General features: G+C 55.6%; 15 protein-coding genes and 1 riboswitch. Of the genes, 6 read left to right on the forward strand and 9 right to left on the reverse strand.

Annotated features, from left to right (window positions below; genetic code table 11):
* Nucleotides 1-26 precede the first annotated feature (26 nt).
* Nucleotides 27-123, forward strand: a riboswitch (purine riboswitch).
* Nucleotides 124-257: 134 nt separating this feature from the next.
* Nucleotides 258-1,931, forward strand: coding sequence for an adenine deaminase (gene ade / locus FC18_RS01810; RefSeq protein ID WP_054678953.1), 1,674 nt, complete (start codon nt 258-260; stop codon nt 1,929-1,931).
* A 67-nt stretch (nt 1,932-1,998) separates the two neighbouring features.
* Here the strand turns inward: ade and efp are convergent, their stop codons facing one another.
* From efp to FC18_RS01840, 6 genes are all read right to left on the reverse strand, one after another.
* The gene (gene efp / locus FC18_RS01815; RefSeq protein WP_054678956.1) at nt 1,999-2,562 is read right to left on the reverse strand and encodes an elongation factor P; all 564 of its coding nucleotides are present in this window, start codon (nt 2,560-2,562) and stop codon (nt 1,999-2,001) included.
* Between the two features lie 358 nt (nt 2,563-2,920).
* A complete protein-coding gene (locus tag FC18_RS01820; protein WP_054678959.1) occupies nt 2,921-3,625 on the reverse strand; it encodes an ABC transporter ATP-binding protein in 705 nt (234 codons plus the stop codon).
* Nucleotides 3,612-4,403 (reverse strand): ABC transporter ATP-binding protein, encoded by a 792-nt coding sequence (locus tag FC18_RS01825; RefSeq protein ID WP_056975358.1) that lies wholly within the window; start codon nt 4,401-4,403, stop codon nt 3,612-3,614. Before FC18_RS01825 ends, FC18_RS01820 begins: the two co-directional genes overlap by 14 nt.
* Nucleotides 4,400-5,365 carry a branched-chain amino acid ABC transporter permease gene (locus tag FC18_RS01830; protein WP_420806077.1) on the reverse strand — a complete coding sequence of 322 codons (966 nt, stop codon included), beginning with the start codon at nt 5,363-5,365 and terminating at the stop codon, nt 4,400-4,402. The genes FC18_RS01825 and FC18_RS01830 overlap by 4 nt, the downstream gene beginning before the upstream one ends.
* 16 nt (nt 5,366-5,381) lie before the next feature.
* Nucleotides 5,382-6,260 carry a branched-chain amino acid ABC transporter permease gene (locus tag FC18_RS01835; RefSeq protein WP_054678965.1) on the reverse strand — a complete coding sequence of 293 codons (879 nt, stop codon included), beginning with the start codon at nt 6,258-6,260 and terminating at the stop codon, nt 5,382-5,384.
* A 213-nt stretch (nt 6,261-6,473) separates the two neighbouring features.
* Nucleotides 6,474-7,667 (reverse strand): ABC transporter substrate-binding protein, encoded by a 1,194-nt coding sequence (locus tag FC18_RS01840; protein WP_056975359.1) that lies wholly within the window; start codon nt 7,665-7,667, stop codon nt 6,474-6,476.
* A 1,475-nt stretch (nt 7,668-9,142) separates the two neighbouring features.
* Between FC18_RS01840 and brnQ the strand changes: the two genes are divergently transcribed.
* From brnQ to FC18_RS01860, 4 genes are all read left to right on the forward strand, one after another.
* Nucleotides 9,143-10,528, forward strand: a complete 1,386-nt coding sequence (gene brnQ, locus FC18_RS01845) for a branched-chain amino acid transport system II carrier protein (RefSeq protein WP_056975360.1) — start codon at nt 9,143-9,145, stop codon at nt 10,526-10,528.
* A gap of 204 nt (nt 10,529-10,732) precedes the next feature.
* The gene (locus tag FC18_RS01850; RefSeq protein ID WP_054678968.1) at nt 10,733-11,869 is read left to right on the forward strand and encodes a GGDEF domain-containing protein; all 1,137 of its coding nucleotides are present in this window, start codon (nt 10,733-10,735) and stop codon (nt 11,867-11,869) included.
* 202 nt (nt 11,870-12,071) lie between these two features.
* The gene (locus tag FC18_RS01855; RefSeq protein ID WP_054678970.1) at nt 12,072-13,208 is read left to right on the forward strand and encodes a GGDEF domain-containing protein; all 1,137 of its coding nucleotides are present in this window, start codon (nt 12,072-12,074) and stop codon (nt 13,206-13,208) included.
* Nucleotides 13,209-13,431: 223 nt separating this feature from the next.
* The gene (locus tag FC18_RS01860) at nt 13,432-14,580 is read left to right on the forward strand and encodes a GGDEF domain-containing protein (RefSeq protein WP_054678973.1); all 1,149 of its coding nucleotides are present in this window, start codon (nt 13,432-13,434) and stop codon (nt 14,578-14,580) included.
* A gap of 50 nt (nt 14,581-14,630) precedes the next feature.
* Here the strand turns inward: FC18_RS01860 and FC18_RS01865 are convergent, their stop codons facing one another.
* The 3 genes from FC18_RS01865 to FC18_RS01875 form a co-directional block, all read right to left on the reverse strand.
* A complete protein-coding gene (locus FC18_RS01865) occupies nt 14,631-15,563 on the reverse strand; it encodes a DMT family transporter (RefSeq protein ID WP_235804200.1) in 933 nt (310 codons plus the stop codon).
* On the reverse strand, nt 15,556-16,287 hold the full coding sequence (locus FC18_RS01870; protein WP_056975361.1) for a gamma-glutamyl-gamma-aminobutyrate hydrolase family protein: 732 nt from the start codon (nt 16,285-16,287) through the stop codon (nt 15,556-15,558). The genes FC18_RS01865 and FC18_RS01870 overlap by 8 nt, the downstream gene beginning before the upstream one ends.
* 121 nt (nt 16,288-16,408) lie before the next feature.
* Nucleotides 16,409-17,359, reverse strand: coding sequence for a helix-turn-helix domain-containing protein (locus FC18_RS01875; RefSeq protein ID WP_054678976.1), 951 nt, complete (start codon nt 17,357-17,359; stop codon nt 16,409-16,411).
* Between the two features lie 341 nt (nt 17,360-17,700).
* Between FC18_RS01875 and FC18_RS01880 the strand changes: the two genes are divergently transcribed.
* On the forward strand, nt 17,701-18,285 hold the full coding sequence (locus FC18_RS01880) for a GNAT family N-acetyltransferase (RefSeq protein ID WP_054678979.1): 585 nt from the start codon (nt 17,701-17,703) through the stop codon (nt 18,283-18,285).
* Nucleotides 18,286-18,380 lie beyond the last annotated feature (95 nt).

Raw genomic sequence — 18,380 nt, forward strand, 5'->3', positions numbered from 1 at the left:
CCATTTTTGATTTGCCCGGTGTATACTGAGCAACAATATAAATGCCTATATAATGTCGTGATTGGACGACCAGTTTCTACCTCAAGCCGTAAACTTGAGACTATAGCGCAAATTCGTGGGTGACTTAGTGCACCCAAAATTGCACGCACCTCCACATCACGGCGAACTCCGGTACATCCGGGGCTCGCCGTTTGTGTAGGGAGACTTGGCGTACCCATCCCCGACTAGGCAAAATCTGCACCCCAAAGGAGAACACCTTGCGACAAGTCGACTTAGTTATCACCGATGCTCAGGTACTCAACGTTTTCACCCGGAAGTTCGAACCGGCCAGTCTGTGGATTGACGGGCAGCACATTGTTTCTCGTCTGCTGGACGCGCCGCTTACCGCGCGGCAAACGGTTAGCCTCCCCGGCAAGTTCATCGTGCCCGGGTTCATCGACGCCCACGTGCACGTCGAAAGCGCACTGGTAACGCCCAGTGAAATCGGCAAAATTCTGCTGCAACACGGGGTCACCACCATCGTCGCCGACCCGCACGAACTCGGCAACGTCGCCGGCATTGACGGCATCGAATACCTCATCCATGATGCCCGCCAAACGCCGCTCGACATCCGCTACATGTTGCCCTCTTCCGTCCCCTGCGTACCCTTCGACCATAATGGGGCCACGTTGCACGCGGTCGACCTTGAACCCCTCTACGCGGAGCCCGAAGTCGCCGGTCTCGCCGAAGTCATGGATTACGGCGCCGTGGAACGCGGCGATGCGGATACACTAGCCAAGGTGCATGACGCTTACGCCCACGGCAAGCATGCGGATGGCCACGGCGCCGGACTCACTGCCGCCCAGCTGGAGGTGATGGTCGCCAATGGCATGGACACCGACCACGAATGCAGCACCGTTGCGGAAGCCCTAGACCGCGTGAACGCCGGCATGTACGTTTTCCTACGCGAAGGAACCGTGGAACGCGACGTGGCCGCAACCGTCCAGGCAGTAACGGAACAAAACGCGGCTCGGTTCGCCTTTTGCACCGACGACAAGACTATCGGTGACTTGATGACGGAAGGTTCAGTCGACCGCAACATCCGCATGGCCATCGCGGCTGGGCTGAATCCCGCGACCGTGTACATGATGGCTAGTCAAAATGCGGCGTGCGCCCACCGACTTAGCGACCGCGGTAGCCTCAGTGCTGGGCAACTGGCTGACCTGGTCGTACTGAACGATGCCGCCTCTGTCGACATTGCCCGGGTGATGAAGTCCGGGCAGTGGCAGGACGAAGAAGCCGCAACCGCGCCCCTGCCATTTTCCGCCACCAAGCTCCAGCACCACCTGCAGGCAAGTGACCTATCGCTGCCCGTGCCTGGCGATGCCGCGACGGCGCACGTTATCGGGGTCCAGCCCAACCACATCACCACCGACCATTTGCACCTGCCCGTGTCCGGCCAAAATGGCGAGTTCACCCCCGACCTGGACGCAGACGTTCTGAAAATGGTCGTGGTTGAACGGCACCACAACACTGGCTGCGTTGGTGTTGGCCTGGTTCACGGCTTCAAGCTGACCGGCGGCGCCATCGCCAGTTCCGTCGCCCACGACGCCCACAATATCGTCGCGGTCGGCAGTAGCGACGCCGCAATCATGCAGGCAATTGCCGGCATCACGGAGACGGAAGGTGGTCTGAGTGTGGCCAGCGATACTGCGGTGCTGGCCAACGTGCCGCTACCCATCGGCGGTCTACTGTCCGACCAACCTTACGCGACGGTTGCCCGCCAGATGCACGACCTGCGTGCAGCCTTCAACACCATCAGCCATGACGTTGACTTCGACCCCTTCATCACCCTGTCGTTCCTGACCCTGCCCGTAATTCCATCGATTAAGCTAACAGACCAGGGACTGTTTGACTTTGACCAGTTCGGGTTCGTGCCGGTCATGGAATAAGCTGAACTTGCTACACAAAAACACCGTCCGCATTCCTGCAGACGGTGTTTTTAATTTCAGCGCTAAATTAGTCAGTTGCGCGCTTGGAGTAAGTCCCCTTATCGGTGTTGATGATCAGCTTTTCGCCAGCCTTGATGAAGTCAGGCACGTTGACAACCAGACCGGTCTCCATGGTTGCGGGCTTGCCACCACCAGTGACGGAACCACCCTTGATGGAAGGGCTGGTTTCGGTCACGGTCAGGGTAACGGTACTTGGCAGGTCAATCCCAATCACTTCGGTGCCGTAGAACTCAATCTTGACGTTCGTGTTAGGCAGCAGGTAGAGCAGTTCGTCCTTGATGCTGTCTTCAGAAAGTTCGTACTGTTCGTAGGTTTCAAGATCCATGAAGTACGCAATTTCATCCTGCAAGTAGAGGAACTGGGCGTCCTTGCTTTCAAGGATGGCCATCTCGACACGTTCGGTTGGGCGCATCGTGGTCTGCACGATGGAGCCAGAGCGAACGTCGTAAAGCTTCATCTGCATCACGGTGTTACCCTTACCTGGCTTGTGGTGGTTCGTCTCCAGAACCTTAATCAGCTTGCCATCCTTTTCGAATGCCATTCCGCGCTTCAAATCAATTGCATCAACCATGTTTTATTCTCCTTTTTCCACGTGGCCAGCTGGACTGATGTAGCTAAATCCAGTTAGCCGGTTGCCGGGTTACGTATTCCCCGGCTGCAACACGCCATTAAGCTATTTGTGGTGGCGGTAGTGGAACGACCAGCGCGTTCCCGCTACCTGTAAAGTAGATGAACATGATTATCTCCTCGATGGCGGGCACCGGCTCTGCGCTGCACGCCCATTTAATCGTGGCCATTCTGCCACCCGTTGCGGTCATTGCGACCATACCAGTTCAGTATAACATACGAGTGGAAGTCGCCAACATTATTTGCGGAGCTGCCGCAAATAAAAGCACAACCTGGTCGTCCAGGTTGTGCTCTGCTAAAGATTATCCGCCGAGGTACGCTGACTGCACGTCGGCGTTCGCCAGCAGTTCCGCGCCCGTTCCGGTCAGCTTGACCTCACCACTGGCCAGGACGTACGCCCGGTCGGCAATGCTTAGGGCTTGCTTCGCGTTTTGTTCAATCAACAGGACGGTCGTGCCCTGGTCGTTGATGGTCTTGATGATGTCGAAAATCTTCTGGATATAAATCGGCGCCAAACCCATTGATGGCTCGTCCAGGAGCAAGAGCTTGGGCTTGGCCATTAGTGCCCGCGCCATGGCGAGCATCTGCTGCTCACCACCGGACAAAGTCGCCGCGTCTTGACGCTTACGTTCCGCCAGCACGGGGAAGCGTTCGAAAATGTCCGCGAAGGTCGCGGACATGTCCGTCCCCCGCTTGTGGATGAAACCACCCATCTCGAGGTTCTCCATCACGGTCATCCCCGCAAAGATGTGCCGTCCTTCTGGCACCTGCGAGATGCCGGCCTTCACGATGGCTGCCGCCGATGCGTTCTGGATGTCTTTGTCCGCATAATTAATCGTGCCGGACTTGGGGTGCATGATGCCGGAGATGGTCTTCAGGATGGTCGACTTACCGGCCCCGTTCGCACCAATCAGCGTCACGATTTCACCCGTGTGCACTTCAAAGCTGACGTCACGCACGGCTTGAATCCCGCCATAGTTCACGTTCAGATTACTAACCTTCAGCAACAGCTTCACCTCCCAAGTATGCCGCAACCACTTCCGCATTCGCGCGAATCTCTGCCGGCGTGCCTTCCGCAATCAGGCTGCCGTGATCGAGAACGTAAATCCGCTGGGCCAAACTCATGACCAGGGACATGTCGTGTTCAATCAGGATGACCGTCACGTTATAGTCCGCCCGGATTTTCTTGATCAGCTCGGTCAACGCCGCCGTTTCCTCTGGGTTCATTCCCGCTGCCGGTTCGTCGAGGAACAGCAGTGCGGGGTGGGTTGCCAGCGCGCGGACAATCTCAACCCGCCGCTGCTCACCGTATGGCAGCTCACCAGCGATGTTATCACTGATGGTATCAAGCCCAAAGTCGCGCAGGAGCGTTTCGGCTTCGGTGCGAATCGACTTTTCCTTATTATAGAAGGAAGGCAGCCGCAGCATGGTTTCAAAGAAGTTCTCACGCGTACGGTGCGTCATCGCAATCCGCACGTTATCGAGCACAGACAGCTCGGAGAACAGGCGGATGTTCTGGAACGTCCGGCTCATCCCGGCCGCGGCCACCTGGTCGGCACGCTTGCCGTTAACCTTGATGGGTCCGCCGAACGCGTGAAACGTGATGGTGCCGCTCGTCGGGGCGTTCACCCCCGTTAACATGTTGAACAGCGTCGTCTTCCCGGCCCCGTTCGGCCCAATCAGGGCGATGAGTTCGCCCTGATCGATGGTCATGGACACGTCGGAAACCGCCTTGAGCCCGCCGAATTGCTGGGTGACATGTTCTACTTCGAGTAAATGGCTCATTCTGCCTGGGCTCCCTTCTTTTTCTTACCGTGTGCCTTCAGCCCAACATTCTTAAAGGACAGTTCCCAACGGCCGAGCAGACCACCCGGCTTGAAGACCATCAGGAGAATCAGGGCGAGGGCGTAAATCACCATGCGTAGGGTGCCGAAGTTCTGCAGCACGGTGTCGATAATTCCGAGCACGACCGCCGCCACGACCGTCCCCGTCATACTGCCGGCACCACCAAGAACCACGATGATTAGGATGGCAATCGAATTCATAATCCCGAATTCACTGGGCGAAATCGTCTGGATGTAGGACGCGTGCAGTGAGCCCCCTACCGCAGCGGTCGCAGCGCCGAAGACAAAGGCCGCCAGCTTCCACTTGGTGGTATTGATGCCCATTGCTTCAGCGGCAATGTCGTCTTCACGGACGGACATCACGGCACGGCCGGCCCGACTGTGGACGAAGTTGGCAATCATGATGATGACGATGCACATCACGACGTAGACCACGGGCCAGGTCGCGTACTGGGGAATGTTGAACATCCCCGCCGGTCCGTTGGTAATCTTGAGGTTGTTAATCAGCACCCGGATGATTTCGGACGCCCCCATCGTGGCAATCGCGAGATAATCACCGCGCAGGCGCAGTGTAGGCACCCCGATGATGATGGCCGCGATGATGGCAATCATCATCCCCACGGCAATGGAGAGCCAAAAACCAATGGGGCTATCCATATTCTGGGTCATGATGGCCGTTGCGTAAGCCCCAATGGCCATGAAGCCGGCGTGCCCCAGGGAGAACTGGCCGGTGAAGCCAATGATGAGGTTCAGCCCCATCGCGAGGATAATGTTAATCCCCACGGTAACGAAAGCATTTTCCACGAACGTGTTCACAATGCCGCTGAATTCGAGGGCGTCGATGGCTACGAACCCGCCGGCCATGATAAGGAACCAAATGATATTTGCTTTAATATTCCGCATGATTGTTGATTCCTCCCTAGACCTTTTCCTTGGTGCGCTTGCCGAAAATCCCGGATGGCAGCACCAGCAGGATGATAATCAGCACAATGTACACCGCGGCGTCCTTGTAGGCGGACAGGCCGATTGCTTGCACCATCGTTTCGAGAATCCCGATGAGGAAGCCCCCGATGGACGCGCCCGGAATGGAACCGATGCCCCCAACGACGGCGGCGACGAACGCTTTAATCCCGGGAACCATCCCCATCAGTGGGTCGATGGAGTTGTAGTATAGCCCAATCAGTACCCCACCAGCACCGGCAAGGGCGGACCCAATCGCGAAGGTGAAGCTGATCACATGATTCGGGTTAATCCCCATCAGTTCTGCGGCGTCCGGATCAACGGCGACGGCGCGCATCGCCTTGCCCATCTTCGTCTGCTTAATGATTAGCTGCAGGGCAATCATCAGCACAATCGAAACGACCAGGATGAGCACCTGCACGTTCGAAATACTGATACCTGCGATGTGGTAGCTGTGCACCTTGATGGCTTGCGGGAAGTTCCGCGCGCTGGCCCCGAAGAAGTAGGACATGATGTTTTCGAGGAAGTACGAAACCCCAATGGCCGTAATCAGCGCGGTAATCCGGGGTGCGTGCCGCAATGGCCGGTAAGCGAGGAATTCGATAACCACCCCGCAGACCGCCGTGAGCACCATCGCCGAAACGAGCGCGATGAAGAAGTTCACGTGCCAGAAGCGAATCACATAGTAACCCCAGAAGGCTCCGAGCATGTAGACGTCCCCGTGGGCGAAGTTAATCAGCTTGATGACCCCGTAGACCATCGTGTAACCCAGCGCGAGCAGTGCATAGACACTCCCCAGCGACAGGCCATTGATGAGTTGCTGCATAAACGTGTGCAAATCTATCCCTCCATGTACCGCCGCGTTAATCTGCGCCGGTACTGTCTGCGCTTCTATATAGTAGGAAGTGGTTACGAGCCACTCCCGACTGCGGTAAATTCGGCATTTACCATAAACACGAAAACGGTGCGCCGCTGGGCCCGCCGTTTTCGGTTGCCAATCCGCCTGCTGGGTTGCCTGAAACAGCAGCGGGGAGTGGCAAATATTGAATGACTACTTAACCGTAATCGCCTTTTCAACCACGCCGTTGTTCATCTGTTCGATGGCGATTGGCTTGGTTGGGTTGTGCTTAGCGTCAACGGACATGGTCCCGGTTGCACCCTTCATGTCCTTAATCTTAGCCATCGCCACGGCAATGTCTTCGGAGTTCACAGACTTAGCCTTTTCGATTGCGGCCTTAACCATGTAGACAGAGTCGTATGCAAGGGCGGAGAAGGTAGGTGCTTCGGTGCCGAACTTAGACTTGAATGCGTCCATGAATGCCTGCACCGTCTTGTCGGTTTCCGCACTCTTCGTGGAGAATGGCGTGGTGTAGTAGATGTCGTTGGCGTTGTCGCTGCCGGCAATCTTGGCCAGCTTAGGATCAGCCATCCCGTCAGAGCCGATAATTGGCGTCTTGATACCCATCTGACGGGCCTGCTTGACGATCAGACCGATTTCAGAGTAGTAACCAGGTGCGTAGATAGCGTCGAAGCCCTTGTTCTTGATGGCCGTCAGCATTGCGTTGAAGTCCTTGTCGCCTTCCTGGAAGTACTGGGTGGAAACAATGGTGCCCTTGAATTCCTTCTTGAACGCCTTGGCCAGCCCAGTCCCGTAGTCAGAAGAGTTGTCGGCGATGACGGCAACCTTCTTGCCCTTCAGTGTGTTAGTGACAAACTTAGCTGCGGTCTGACCCTGATAGGAGTTGTCGAAGCATGAGCGGAAGACGTACTTCTGGACCTTGCCGTTCTTGTCGAGCGTGTAGCTGTCGTCCGTCGCGGATGGGGAAACGGAGGCAACGTTCGCCTTGGTCACGTTAGGAATTGCCGCGGTGGAGTCGTTGGTCGTTGCGGGGCCGACAACTGCCTGCACCTTGTCGTTGTTAACCAGCTGGGCCGCAACGGATGCGGAACCGCTCGTGGTGGACTTGTTATCGCGGTAGATGGCCTTGATCTTGTACTTCTTACCGTCGACCTTGATGCCGCCCTTGGCGTTGATCTGGCTCACAGCCAGTTCAATCCCCTGCTTCTGCTGCTCCCCATAACCGGCAACGGCGCCGGAAAGTTCCATGTTCACCCCGATCTTCACGGTGTTGCCCGTGGCGGTGTTGCCCTTCTTGGAGCTGTTCGCGGCAGTAGAACAGCCTGCCATCATCATCATTGCGGCCATGCCGGCGAATGCGGTTGTGATTGTTTTGAACTTCTTCATAAGTATTTCTCCTCTTGTCACACTGCAGTGACATCTCTTTTAAGATTGCTATTAACTAAAATAATATGTGTCAGGGCTAACCCTGTGGTGGTGCATTATGTGTTGTTACAGGTATGGGTACTACATAACCATGAATCACAATCGCATAACCTGTATCCTCCTCTTCTAACCGAGGCCCATGCATAAGAAAAGGCCTCATTGACTATTCAATGAGGCCTCACTCGCACATTCCTGAGCCCTCATTGCCAAACACGAACAAGGGCTCAACTGATTTTAGCAAACGGCTAAATCGTCGGGTCCTTCGTGCACAACAACAAGGCAAGGTTTTGGATTGGGGATACAGCTGCTTGGTTTGAATTTGGTTTAATCATGATGTGTATCTCCTTTCAAAAACTTAATTGATGAAGCTAGCTTAATGCAATTCTTAATGTTCGTCAACCTTTTTTGTCATTTTTTGTGGCGGAAAGCCGGTTGTTGACGTAGACCAATCACAGCAAATATCATTGTGCATGCTGATATGTTGCGTTTGTTGCAGCTAGACCTAAGTGACGAAATTTACAAAACTTTTTTCATGATTCGTCACGCACAGAGGTAGTTTGTGTGAAAATGAGGGCGCGGTTAAAGAAAGAGAATGATTCTTTCGACCACCAAAATCCATCCGCCGGTAAAATGAGCGTCAAAATTTGCTGCGTGGCGTGGATCATGCCGATTCGACCCTGAACGGACTGTTTTTTGCCGGTTTTGTCCGCACAACCGGGGATAATTCGCGTTGTTTTACCGCAGCGGTCAAAATTTACCCCACAAAATTAGATTTTACCGTTGACATCCACAGACAAAGCTCATAAACTAATAACCAATAAGTAATTGCGACGAGAAAGAACAGTAGTCAGGTTCAACCTTCAGCGAGCTGCGTTAGGTGTGAGGCAGCAGGAACGACCACGACGAAGATCCCTTTCGAGCGGATGCCAAAAGTCTCCAAAGGCGAGTAACGCATCATGGGGGGCACCCATTATCGTGCCAACGTATCGCCGGTGTACGTCTATTGCGCTGGCCGTACGTATTAAGGTCAGTGTAGTGATGCACTGGCGCCCCAAGGTGGTACCGCGTTAAGACGCCCTTGAACAATTGTCAAAGTTTGACAACTGTTCAAGGGCGTTTTCTTTTTGGCCAATTGCCTATTCCACATATTGTTCCATCCCGGCACTTGCCGGACACATACAACATAAGCAGCACAGCACCACCACATAGAACTAGACATAGCCCGCGCGGCACACATAGCTCCACCACATATTCGCACCACTGCCCTCGTGGCCCACATACGCACTAATAAACATATTTCCAGAAAGAGGTGGTTCGTCATGGACGACGGCATTATTAACATTATGACTCAGACACAGACATTCGACGCACCGCACGCCGGCAACCAACGCACATAAGCGCATGCGGTGTGCCCACATCATTTAGGAGTAATTTTCATGGACACATCCACACATAAATTCGGCACCAAGAACTACCTCATCGTTGCTTCAATGCTCTTCGGCCTGTTCTTCGGGGCCGGCAACCTCATCTTCCCCCTGCACCTTGGCCAGCTGGCTGGGGGCCACTGGGTACCCGCCGCACTGGGTTTTCTCGTCACCGCTGTTGTCCTGCCCCTGCTGGCCGTGCTCGCCATCGCGATGACGCACGCAGAAGGGGTCTACGATGTCGGTAAGCCCCTCGGCGCCTGGTTTGCTTTGACCTTCATGGTGTTGATCCACGCCACCATCGGTCCCCTCTTCGGCACGCCACGGACGGCAACTGTGCCGTTCACGGTCGGCGTTGCCCCGATGTTGAGCAAGAACATGCAGCACGTGGGCCTACTCGTTTTCTCCGCCCTGTTCTTCCTCGCCGCCTTCCTGTTCTCCTATAAGGAAAGCAAAATCACGGCCGCCATCGGGAAGGTGCTCAACCCATTGTTCCTCACGCTGCTGGCCATCGTCTTCTTCGTTGGCTTCCTGCACCCCATGGGCAACGCGATGACCGCTGCAGCCACCGCTGATTACCAGCACGCCAGCTTCATGAACGGGTTTCTACAAGGCTACAACACGATGGACGCACTCGCCGGCCTCGCTTTTGGGGTCACCGTGGTTACCGCCGTCCGCGGCTTTGGGCTGAAAAAAGACAGTCAGATTGCCTCCGTTACCGCCAAATCCGGGGTGCTGGCAACCAGCCTCATCGGAGTCGTCTACCTGGCCCTCATCGTCCTGGGTGCAATGTCACTCAGTAAGTTCAAGCTCTCCGCAGACGGTGGGGTGGCCTTCAACCAGGTTGTCACCCACTACCTCGGCGCTGCCGGGCACGCATTCCTGGCCGTCCTGATCACCATCACCTGCTTGACCACGGCAATCGGCCTCATCGCCGCGTTCGCCCAGGACTTCCACAAGCATTTCTCCCGCGTGTCCTACAAACAATGGCTGGCCTTCATGAGCTTCGCGTCCTTCGCCACCGCCAACTTCGGCCTCGACACCATCATCCAGTGGTCCACCCCGATGCTGATGTTCCTGTACCCATTCTCCATGGTACTCATCGTGCTCTCGGTCACTGGACGGCTGTTCAACTACGACCGCGTTGTCTACGCCTTTGCGATTGGTTTCACCACCCTGCCCGCACTGATGGACATGGTCGTCTCCTTCCCGCCCGTGGTTTCTGCCAGTGCATTCGGCAAGGCCGTTGCTGATTTCCAGAGCGCCTACCTGCCATTTGCCAGCATGGGTCTCGGTTGGCTGGTACCCGCAGTGGTCGGCCTCGCATTCGGGCTTGCCGTCCACTTCGTCCGGGCACACAGTCAGGCCCGTAACGCTGCTGGTCTATCCGAAGAATAACACTTTAGCTAACAAATTCTGAATTGCCCTATACCAATACACAAAGGCCCCGTCAGCGATGGCGGGGTTTTCTGTAACCAAGTTTAGAATAACGGCGTTTTCATGCAAAAATGAGCCTAAAAGTTCGTCTAGACCTCATTTTACATAGGCCGGATATGCTATAATAATGACCGATAAATTCTGCAAATGGGGAGGTGGAATAACATGGCTGAAATCGGATTGCGCGTGACGACGTTCCTAACGAACTTCATCGTGCTGCTAGCATTCATTTATCTATATGACTGGCTCCAAACCACGGACAAGGTGGAACGGCTGGACCGCATTCGGCAACCACTGCTGATTGTCGTCACCATCGTTTTCCTCCTGTTCTTCCACACCTCCTCCATTCTTAGCATCAAGAACATGCAGAATCCGGTCGGTTATGGCTGGACGTTCCTCAACTTCCAGATTGTGACCGTCTACTACGCTCTATTGTCAACGCGCACCAGGTCCATGCTGACGTGGCTCATCATCACCGTCGGCATTTGGTTCATCTGGATGCCGCCCTTTACCGGTTGGATTCCGCTGATGGTGGCAACACTCGTCCTGTTCTGGGCCATTCAGCGCTTTGCCCGTGCTTTTGCCACCCACGGCCTGCGTTTCATCGTCGTTGGTTTCCTCCTCGCCACCCCGTTTTTCATCACTAACTACGCCGGTTTGGGCGGGATTGACGTCGGCTGGCCATGGCAAATCATCACAATGCTGCTGCTTCTGGCCACCATGTGGGAAGTTAACCGCCGTCTGACCCGCCACTCCGAACACGAACAGGAGCTGGTCCACGACGCCACGATCGATGATCTAACCCAGCTGGCCAACTTCCGTAGCTTCGATGCCGATCTGCACGACGCGTACGACCGCTACGTTGACCACAACGAACTGTACTCGCTCTACACGTTCGATATCGACCACTTCAAGCGCATCAACGACAATTACGGCCACCTCGCCGGCAACGAGGTGCTCAAAGCCGTGGCCCAGCGGTTGCTGGAAATAAAGGGCAACCTCGAGTACGACGCCCGGGTGTACCGCACCGGGGGCGAAGAGTTCAGCCTCTTGCTCTTTGACGTCGTCGAAAGCATGTCGCGGGCGAAGGAGATTTCCCGGGAAATAAGGCGTGAAATCAACAAGCTCGACTTCACCTTCGATAACGACACCATTCACATCACCATCTCGCTGGGCCAGGATCGCGCTACGATTGAGGACAAGAACTACCTCGACATCTACAACCGGGCCGATCAGTACCTGTACAGCTCGAAGAACAACGGCCGGGACGCCATCACCGTCCGCGGCGTCATTTTCAGATAAATAATTGACCGCCACGCACATCTGCGTGGCGGTTTTGTTTTTGGGTAGCGCGTTTGCAACCCAAATCACATTCACTAAAGCCTAAGTTAACCGGCCTATTTAAACCGTTTCCAATATGCGGTACTATAAATATAGTAATGATTGATCGTTGTGGTGTGAATGGGTCCCATGTGAGCCGGGTCACACCACCAGGGGGAGCACCATGATTACTTGGGGAATTCGGATTACCACATTTATCACTAACAGTGCGGTACTCGTTGCGTATGCCTTTTTGTACACCTGGTTGCTCAATAATAAACAAGACGTGCTGGTGCGTTACCGGCCCGTCCTCTTAGGTGCGCTTTCGTGGGCCGTCCTGATTCTCTTCCACTTCGCCTCAGTGCTCAGCATGGCGGACGCCAAGAATCCGACTGGCTTCGGCTGGAACTACATGAACTTCCAAGTCGTCGTCATCATCTTCGCCCTCTTCGACCGGCCGCCGCGCCATGTCGTCTACAGCCTGCTGGTGCTGCTCACGATTTGGTACTGGTGGATGCCGCGCGTCACCAGGTGGCTGCCCATTGAACTCGGCACCGTCATCACGATGTGGCTTCTGTACCGGTACAGCGACAAAATCCTCGCCCACGCCTACATTTACTACCCGTTCTGCTACCTGTTCGCCCTGCCATTTTATATCGCCAACCTGTTTTCGCTTAAAACGGTCGATTACGGCTGGCCATGGCTGCTGGCGAACTACGCCATCTTGACTTCCATCATCCTGATTGTGCAGCGGCAAATGCGTAAGAGCCGTGAACGCCAGGCCATGCTTGTCACTGAGGCCACCATTGACGAACTCACGCAACTGAACAACTTCCGCGTGTTCGACGACGACTTGCAGGCCGAATACGCGCAGCTGCAGGAAAACGGCACGGTGTTCGCCCTGTACACGTTCGACATCGACCACTTCAAGCGCATTAACGATGAATACGGCCACCTGGTCGGCAACGACGTGTTGCACGCAGTGGCTAAACGGCTGGCGGAGCTCGGCGATTTTCTGCCCTACGACACCCGCTGCTACCGGACAGGCGGCGAGGAATTCACCTTCATCCTGAACGATATTCAGGAAAACTTCGCCACCGCCGTCAGCATTGCACGGATGGTGAAGAACGAACTGGAGAAGCTGCAGTTCACAACGGACGACGGCGAGACATTCAGTATCACCATCTCAATGGGCCAAGACCGCGCGCTGGCTGAAGATCAGAACTACCTGGACGTCTACAACCGCGCCGATAAGTACCTGTACAACTCGAAGAATAAGGGCCGCAACGCGATTACCGTGCGGGGAATTATGCTGCGGTAAACATGGTACCAACAGGTATTACATGATTGTGCCATCAACAAATACAGGATAAGGATAAAATGGGTCGAACTCTTGCTCGGAATTCGACCCATTTTGACATCCACATCCCTGTCAATCTGTTTGCATTTTTCATTCAAATGGCAAAAATGTTATCGCTTTCCGCCCAACGTTATTTTGTGGTACACTTTCAAAATAGAATCAGTTCGCGAGGAGAAGTGCAATCATGGTAGTTTGGGGACTACGCATCACCACCTTCATCACCAACATGGCGGTCATCGTCGCTTTTGGCGTGTTATATACTTGGCTACAGCAGGGGCACTCAGAAGATAAGTTCGTCGTGCGTTGGCGGCCGTGGCTACAGATTGCCGCATTGTGGACGGTGCTCATCATCTTCCACTTCGCCTCCGTCTGGGGCCGCGCCGAGGCAGTGACGCCGGTCGGCTACGGGTGGAACTACCTGAACTTCCAAGCAGCCGCAATGGTGTACGCCCTGCTTTCTGGCCGTAACCGGCGTCTGCTGTGGAGTCTCATCATCTTGATGACGCTGTGGTACCACTTCCTCGCCGACGTCCCGCTCAGTATGTGGCCGCCAATTGCTGCCCTCACCATTATCACGATGGCGCTAGGCAACCGTTTCTGGACCCCGCTTGGTGATCACTGGTACTATTATGCGCCGTATACGCTGGTGTTCATTGCGCCTCTGATGTACGCCAACTGGATCTCCATCAAGAACATTGACGTCGGGCTGCTCTGGCAATTCGGCACCTTATTCGCCACTATTGCCTGTCTCGGCGCCCTGCACCGCATGCTCGTCAACCGGAAAGTGCGTGAAGTGCGGCTGGTGCGTGAGGGCCAAATCGACGACCTCACCCGCCTGCACAACTTCCGCATGTTCGACGCTGACCTCAACAAAGCGTATCAGGACATGCTGCTGACGGGGGCCAAAATCGCGCTATTCACCTTCGACATTGACCACTTCAAGCGCATCAACGACCGCTACGGCCACCTGGTTGGCAACACCGTCCTCGAAACGGTGGCGCGGCGGCTCGATGAAATCACCGCGAATACCGACTACACCGTCAAAACCTACCGCACCGGGGGCGAGGAGTTCACCTTCATGCTGTTTGACATCACCGTCGACTTCGACCGCTCCGCCCAGTTCGCCCGCCTGATTAAGGACGAAATGGCCAAGCTGCATTTCACCACCGCGAAGGGCGAAACCTTCAGCATCACCATCTCGCTCGGCGAAGACCACTCCCGCTATGACGACCAGAATTATCTGGACGTCTACAACCGCGCCGATAAGTACCTGTACGACTCCAAGAACCACGGGCGCAACACGATTACGTTGTGCGGCGTCACCATCGATTAATTGAAAACGACCACGCCCAACTCATAATGAGCTGGACGTGGTCGTTATTTTTACTGCCTTAATTTGCGCGCCTGCCGCCGCAGTGGCATGGCTTGCAGGAACACCGTCCCCAAAATAAGCACGCCCCCGATGATTTCCGCCAGTCCGATACGGGTACCGAGCAGCACCACCGTCGCAATCGTGGCCGTCAGCGGTTCAAACGCACTGAGCATCCCCGTCGTCGTCGCATCAATGTCATTTAAGCTCTTCAGATACAGCAGATACGCGAACATGGTTCCCACCAGAACGATAAATAAAATTGTGAGCCAACCGCGCGGGGGCAACGCCGGCAGCCCGGTCTGAATCAGCGTTGGCCAAAACAGGACGCTGCCCACGAGCATCGCCCAGCCGACCACAACCCGTGCATCAAATTCCGCCAGCAGCGTCCGCGGCAACAACGTGTAGCTCGCCTGACTAACCCCCGCGGCGAGGCCCCAGATAACGGCCAGTGGTGCCAAGGCCAGACCCGTTAAGTGTCCGTGCGTCACCACCAGTACCGTACCCACCACTGCCAAGGCGATGGCGATTACGTCAATGCGGCGCGGTAATTCGTGTTGTGCTAGGCACAGGTAGACGACGATGAACAGCGGGCCGGTGAACTGCAGTACGGTCGCCGTTGCCGCGTTCCCGTATTGAATCGCCATGAAGTACGTTAATTGCGACGGAATCATGCCGAGGATGGCAAAAACCACCAGGAGCAACGCCCGCCGCGGACTGCGCCAAAGCGTGAAGACCGCATGCGGTTTTTCAACTGCAAACCAGCCGAGCAGCAAAATGCCCGCGCCGAAAAGCCGCACCCCAACCAGCCACAGCGGATTCAGGTGCAAATCGCCGAACGCAAACTGTGCCGCGGCGCCGGAAAAGCCCCAGAACATGCTGCCGACCGTGGCGTAAAGAATCCCGCGCCCGCGGTGGCCCGGCTGCCGGCTAACCGCCTTAGCCACGCTTCCCCGCCAATTCGACGAGCCGGGCGAAAATGGCCAGCTGTTCGGGGTTATCCTGCACCAGCATTTCCGGGTGCCACTGCACGCCCACAAAGCGGTGCGCCGCATCGGTTGACTGCACCGCCTCGATGATGCCGTCGCTGGCCCGAGCAATCACCTCGAGGCCGGGCGCCACGTCCGCCACTTCCTGGGAGTGAAGCGAGTTCACCAGGAAGTGCGGGCCGAATTCCGCCGCCAGAAAGCTGCCCGCAGCGGCATCCACGTAATGGCTCACCTGCGTGTCCGGTGTTGGTACCTGCATGTGCTTGATGTGGTCCCCTGGTACGTAGGCAATGTCCTGGTGCAACGTGCCCCCCAGCGCCACGTTCAGGACCTGCTCCCCGCGGCACACACCAAGTAGCGGCTTAGCGGTCTGCTGCACCGCCTTAACCAACGCAATTTCGAACTGATCGCGCTTGAGCAGCGTCATCCCCATCAGCGGCTGGGGTTCCTTGCCGTACAAGAACGGCGACACACCCTGGCCGCCCGTGAGCAAGAACCCGTCGAACTGTGCCACGTATTCCGGAACTGAATCCCGGTCGGTCAGCGGCAGAATAACCGGCATCCCGCCCGCAGCAACTACTGCGTCCACGTAAAACTGGGGCACGTAGGTTGCGGGATGGTGGTGGAAGACTTCCTCCGCATATTCGTACTGGTTACCGACAATGGCGATGATTGGTTTCATAATATTTGTTCCTTCTTCATATCGATTAATTCATATTTTCGCGCTCGCGCCGAGATTGTGCAATGCCCAACAGACAAAAAGCCGCTAATGCCCACTTTAACTGGCATTAGCGACTTGCAACTTACTTACGAATTAAACTCAAAATATCATCGTCACCCAAGAACGGCAACAACCCCATCAAGTCGTGCAGCTTGTACTCGTGGTCACCGCTGTTAATCAGTTCGACCACCGTATTCTTCAGTACGTCACTGGAAACGAAGGGGACCAGACGCTGCAGGTCCTTCAGGCTCACATCTTCATTAGCTGCGGCCTGCTTGAACATCGCGTCAATCCGTTCGGTCGGCAAAAACGGGGCGGCCTTGCTGACAAAGGTCATGTCGTGTTCGCGTTCGCTGACCACTGCGCCGAGCGCCGCGGCACTGGCAAACGGGAAGTAGTGCACGAGCTCGTCATCATCGATATCCCCCCGCGCGGCCAGCCGGGCAAGCAGTGCATCAACCTTGGCCTTACCGATGAACGGCAGCAGCCGCCGCGCGGTCTTGTTGTCGATGTCAGTCCCCGATGCGAGCAAGGCATCCACCTGCTGGTCCAGGTACTCGCTGCTCAAAAACGGGGCGGCACTCACAACGAGCTCGCCGAAGTGTGCGTCGTTTTCGTGCTCGTGCATGAGCGCGGCCAGCGTGTCTTCCCCGATAAACGGCGCGATGGCCCGCACGTCGTCAACGCTGAAGTCCTCCGCATCAACGCGGACCTTCTTGCTGAGGGTGTCCGGCTTAATCATCGGTGCGAATTCGGTCAACGTCTCCGCGTCCACCGGGGCATCCTCTTGGCGAATCGTGACCACCTTTTTTTCCGCGTCCGGCATATCAAACAGGTCATTGAGGGACAAATCGAGCGCCTGCGCCAGGTCGGGCAGCTTGTCGATGTCGGGGGCAGACTGGCCGCGCTCCCAGTTGCTGATTTCCTGGTAACTCACACCAAGCTGATCCGCGAGGGCGAGCTGCGTCATGTTCTTTGCTTTGCGGGCCGTCGAAATTTTGCGACCAATTTTCTGGGTATCCAATACGTACATAGTGATTTCCTCCGCTGGTGTGATTAATATCGTAATGTTGCGGGTCGTGGTTGATTAATGATTTCGTAGCGCAAACCAACCCGCTCCGAATAAGTGCGTCGCTGCTGGCACTGTGGCCATGGTGCAATTAATGAATATGTGTGCATGTGTCTGCCTCCTGGTGCGCAATTGCGCTGTTGTGGTTAGCTAACAAATGCATTATGTACTGCGCAGCCATTTTTGCCTATCAAGCAGTCCTTGAATCGCCGCGAATGTGGTAACTCAAGCGCGAATTTAGTCGCGTAAACCCGCGTAATGGCTTATGATTTGAGTACATCATAGCAGAACCCGAGGATAATTTAATGCCGAATTTCAAATTCAAACCCACGCTCACCAGCCCCGACCGCACCGTGCAATTGCGCCCGTTCACCGCAGACAACGCGGATCGCATGCTGGACATCTTGGCCCAGCCGCTCGTCAGTCTGTATACCGGCAGCAGTGACCACACACCTGCGCCCGCCGAAACCTTCCCGGCCAATACGGCGGATACCGCCCGCATTCGCACATGGTACGCCACCCGCAGCGACCAGAACGACCGCCTCGACCTGGCGATTGTGCAAAATGGCACGCTGATTGGCGAAGTCGTGCTCAACTTGTACGACGCCGAAAATAATAGCTGCAATTTGCGCATCCTGATTGCCGACGACGCCACCGAACACGGCGCGGGTCAGGCGACTTTCGCCCTGATTCTGCCCTACGCCTTCCTCGCCCTCGGCCTTAACACCCTCACGCTGGACGCCTTCGAGTTCAACCAGCGCGCCATCCACGTGTACCACAAAGTCGGGTTCAAGGATGTTGGCACCATTCCAGATGACCTGGAACTGGACGGCAAATCGGTGACCTCAATCAAGATGGCGCTGACCGCAGCAGATTTCTTGCAGTCGTAACCATATGTGTCGCGAAAATTGTATATAGATAGCAAAAACGTGGCCGAGACATAATTCGGCACTGAAATAAAAATCCCCAGTAAATCCGAACAATT

Origin of the sequence: Lacticaseibacillus sharpeae JCM 1186 = DSM 20505, assembly GCF_001436225.1 — a bacterium.
Taxonomy (GTDB): domain Bacteria; phylum Bacillota; class Bacilli; order Lactobacillales; family Lactobacillaceae; genus Lacticaseibacillus; species Lacticaseibacillus sharpeae.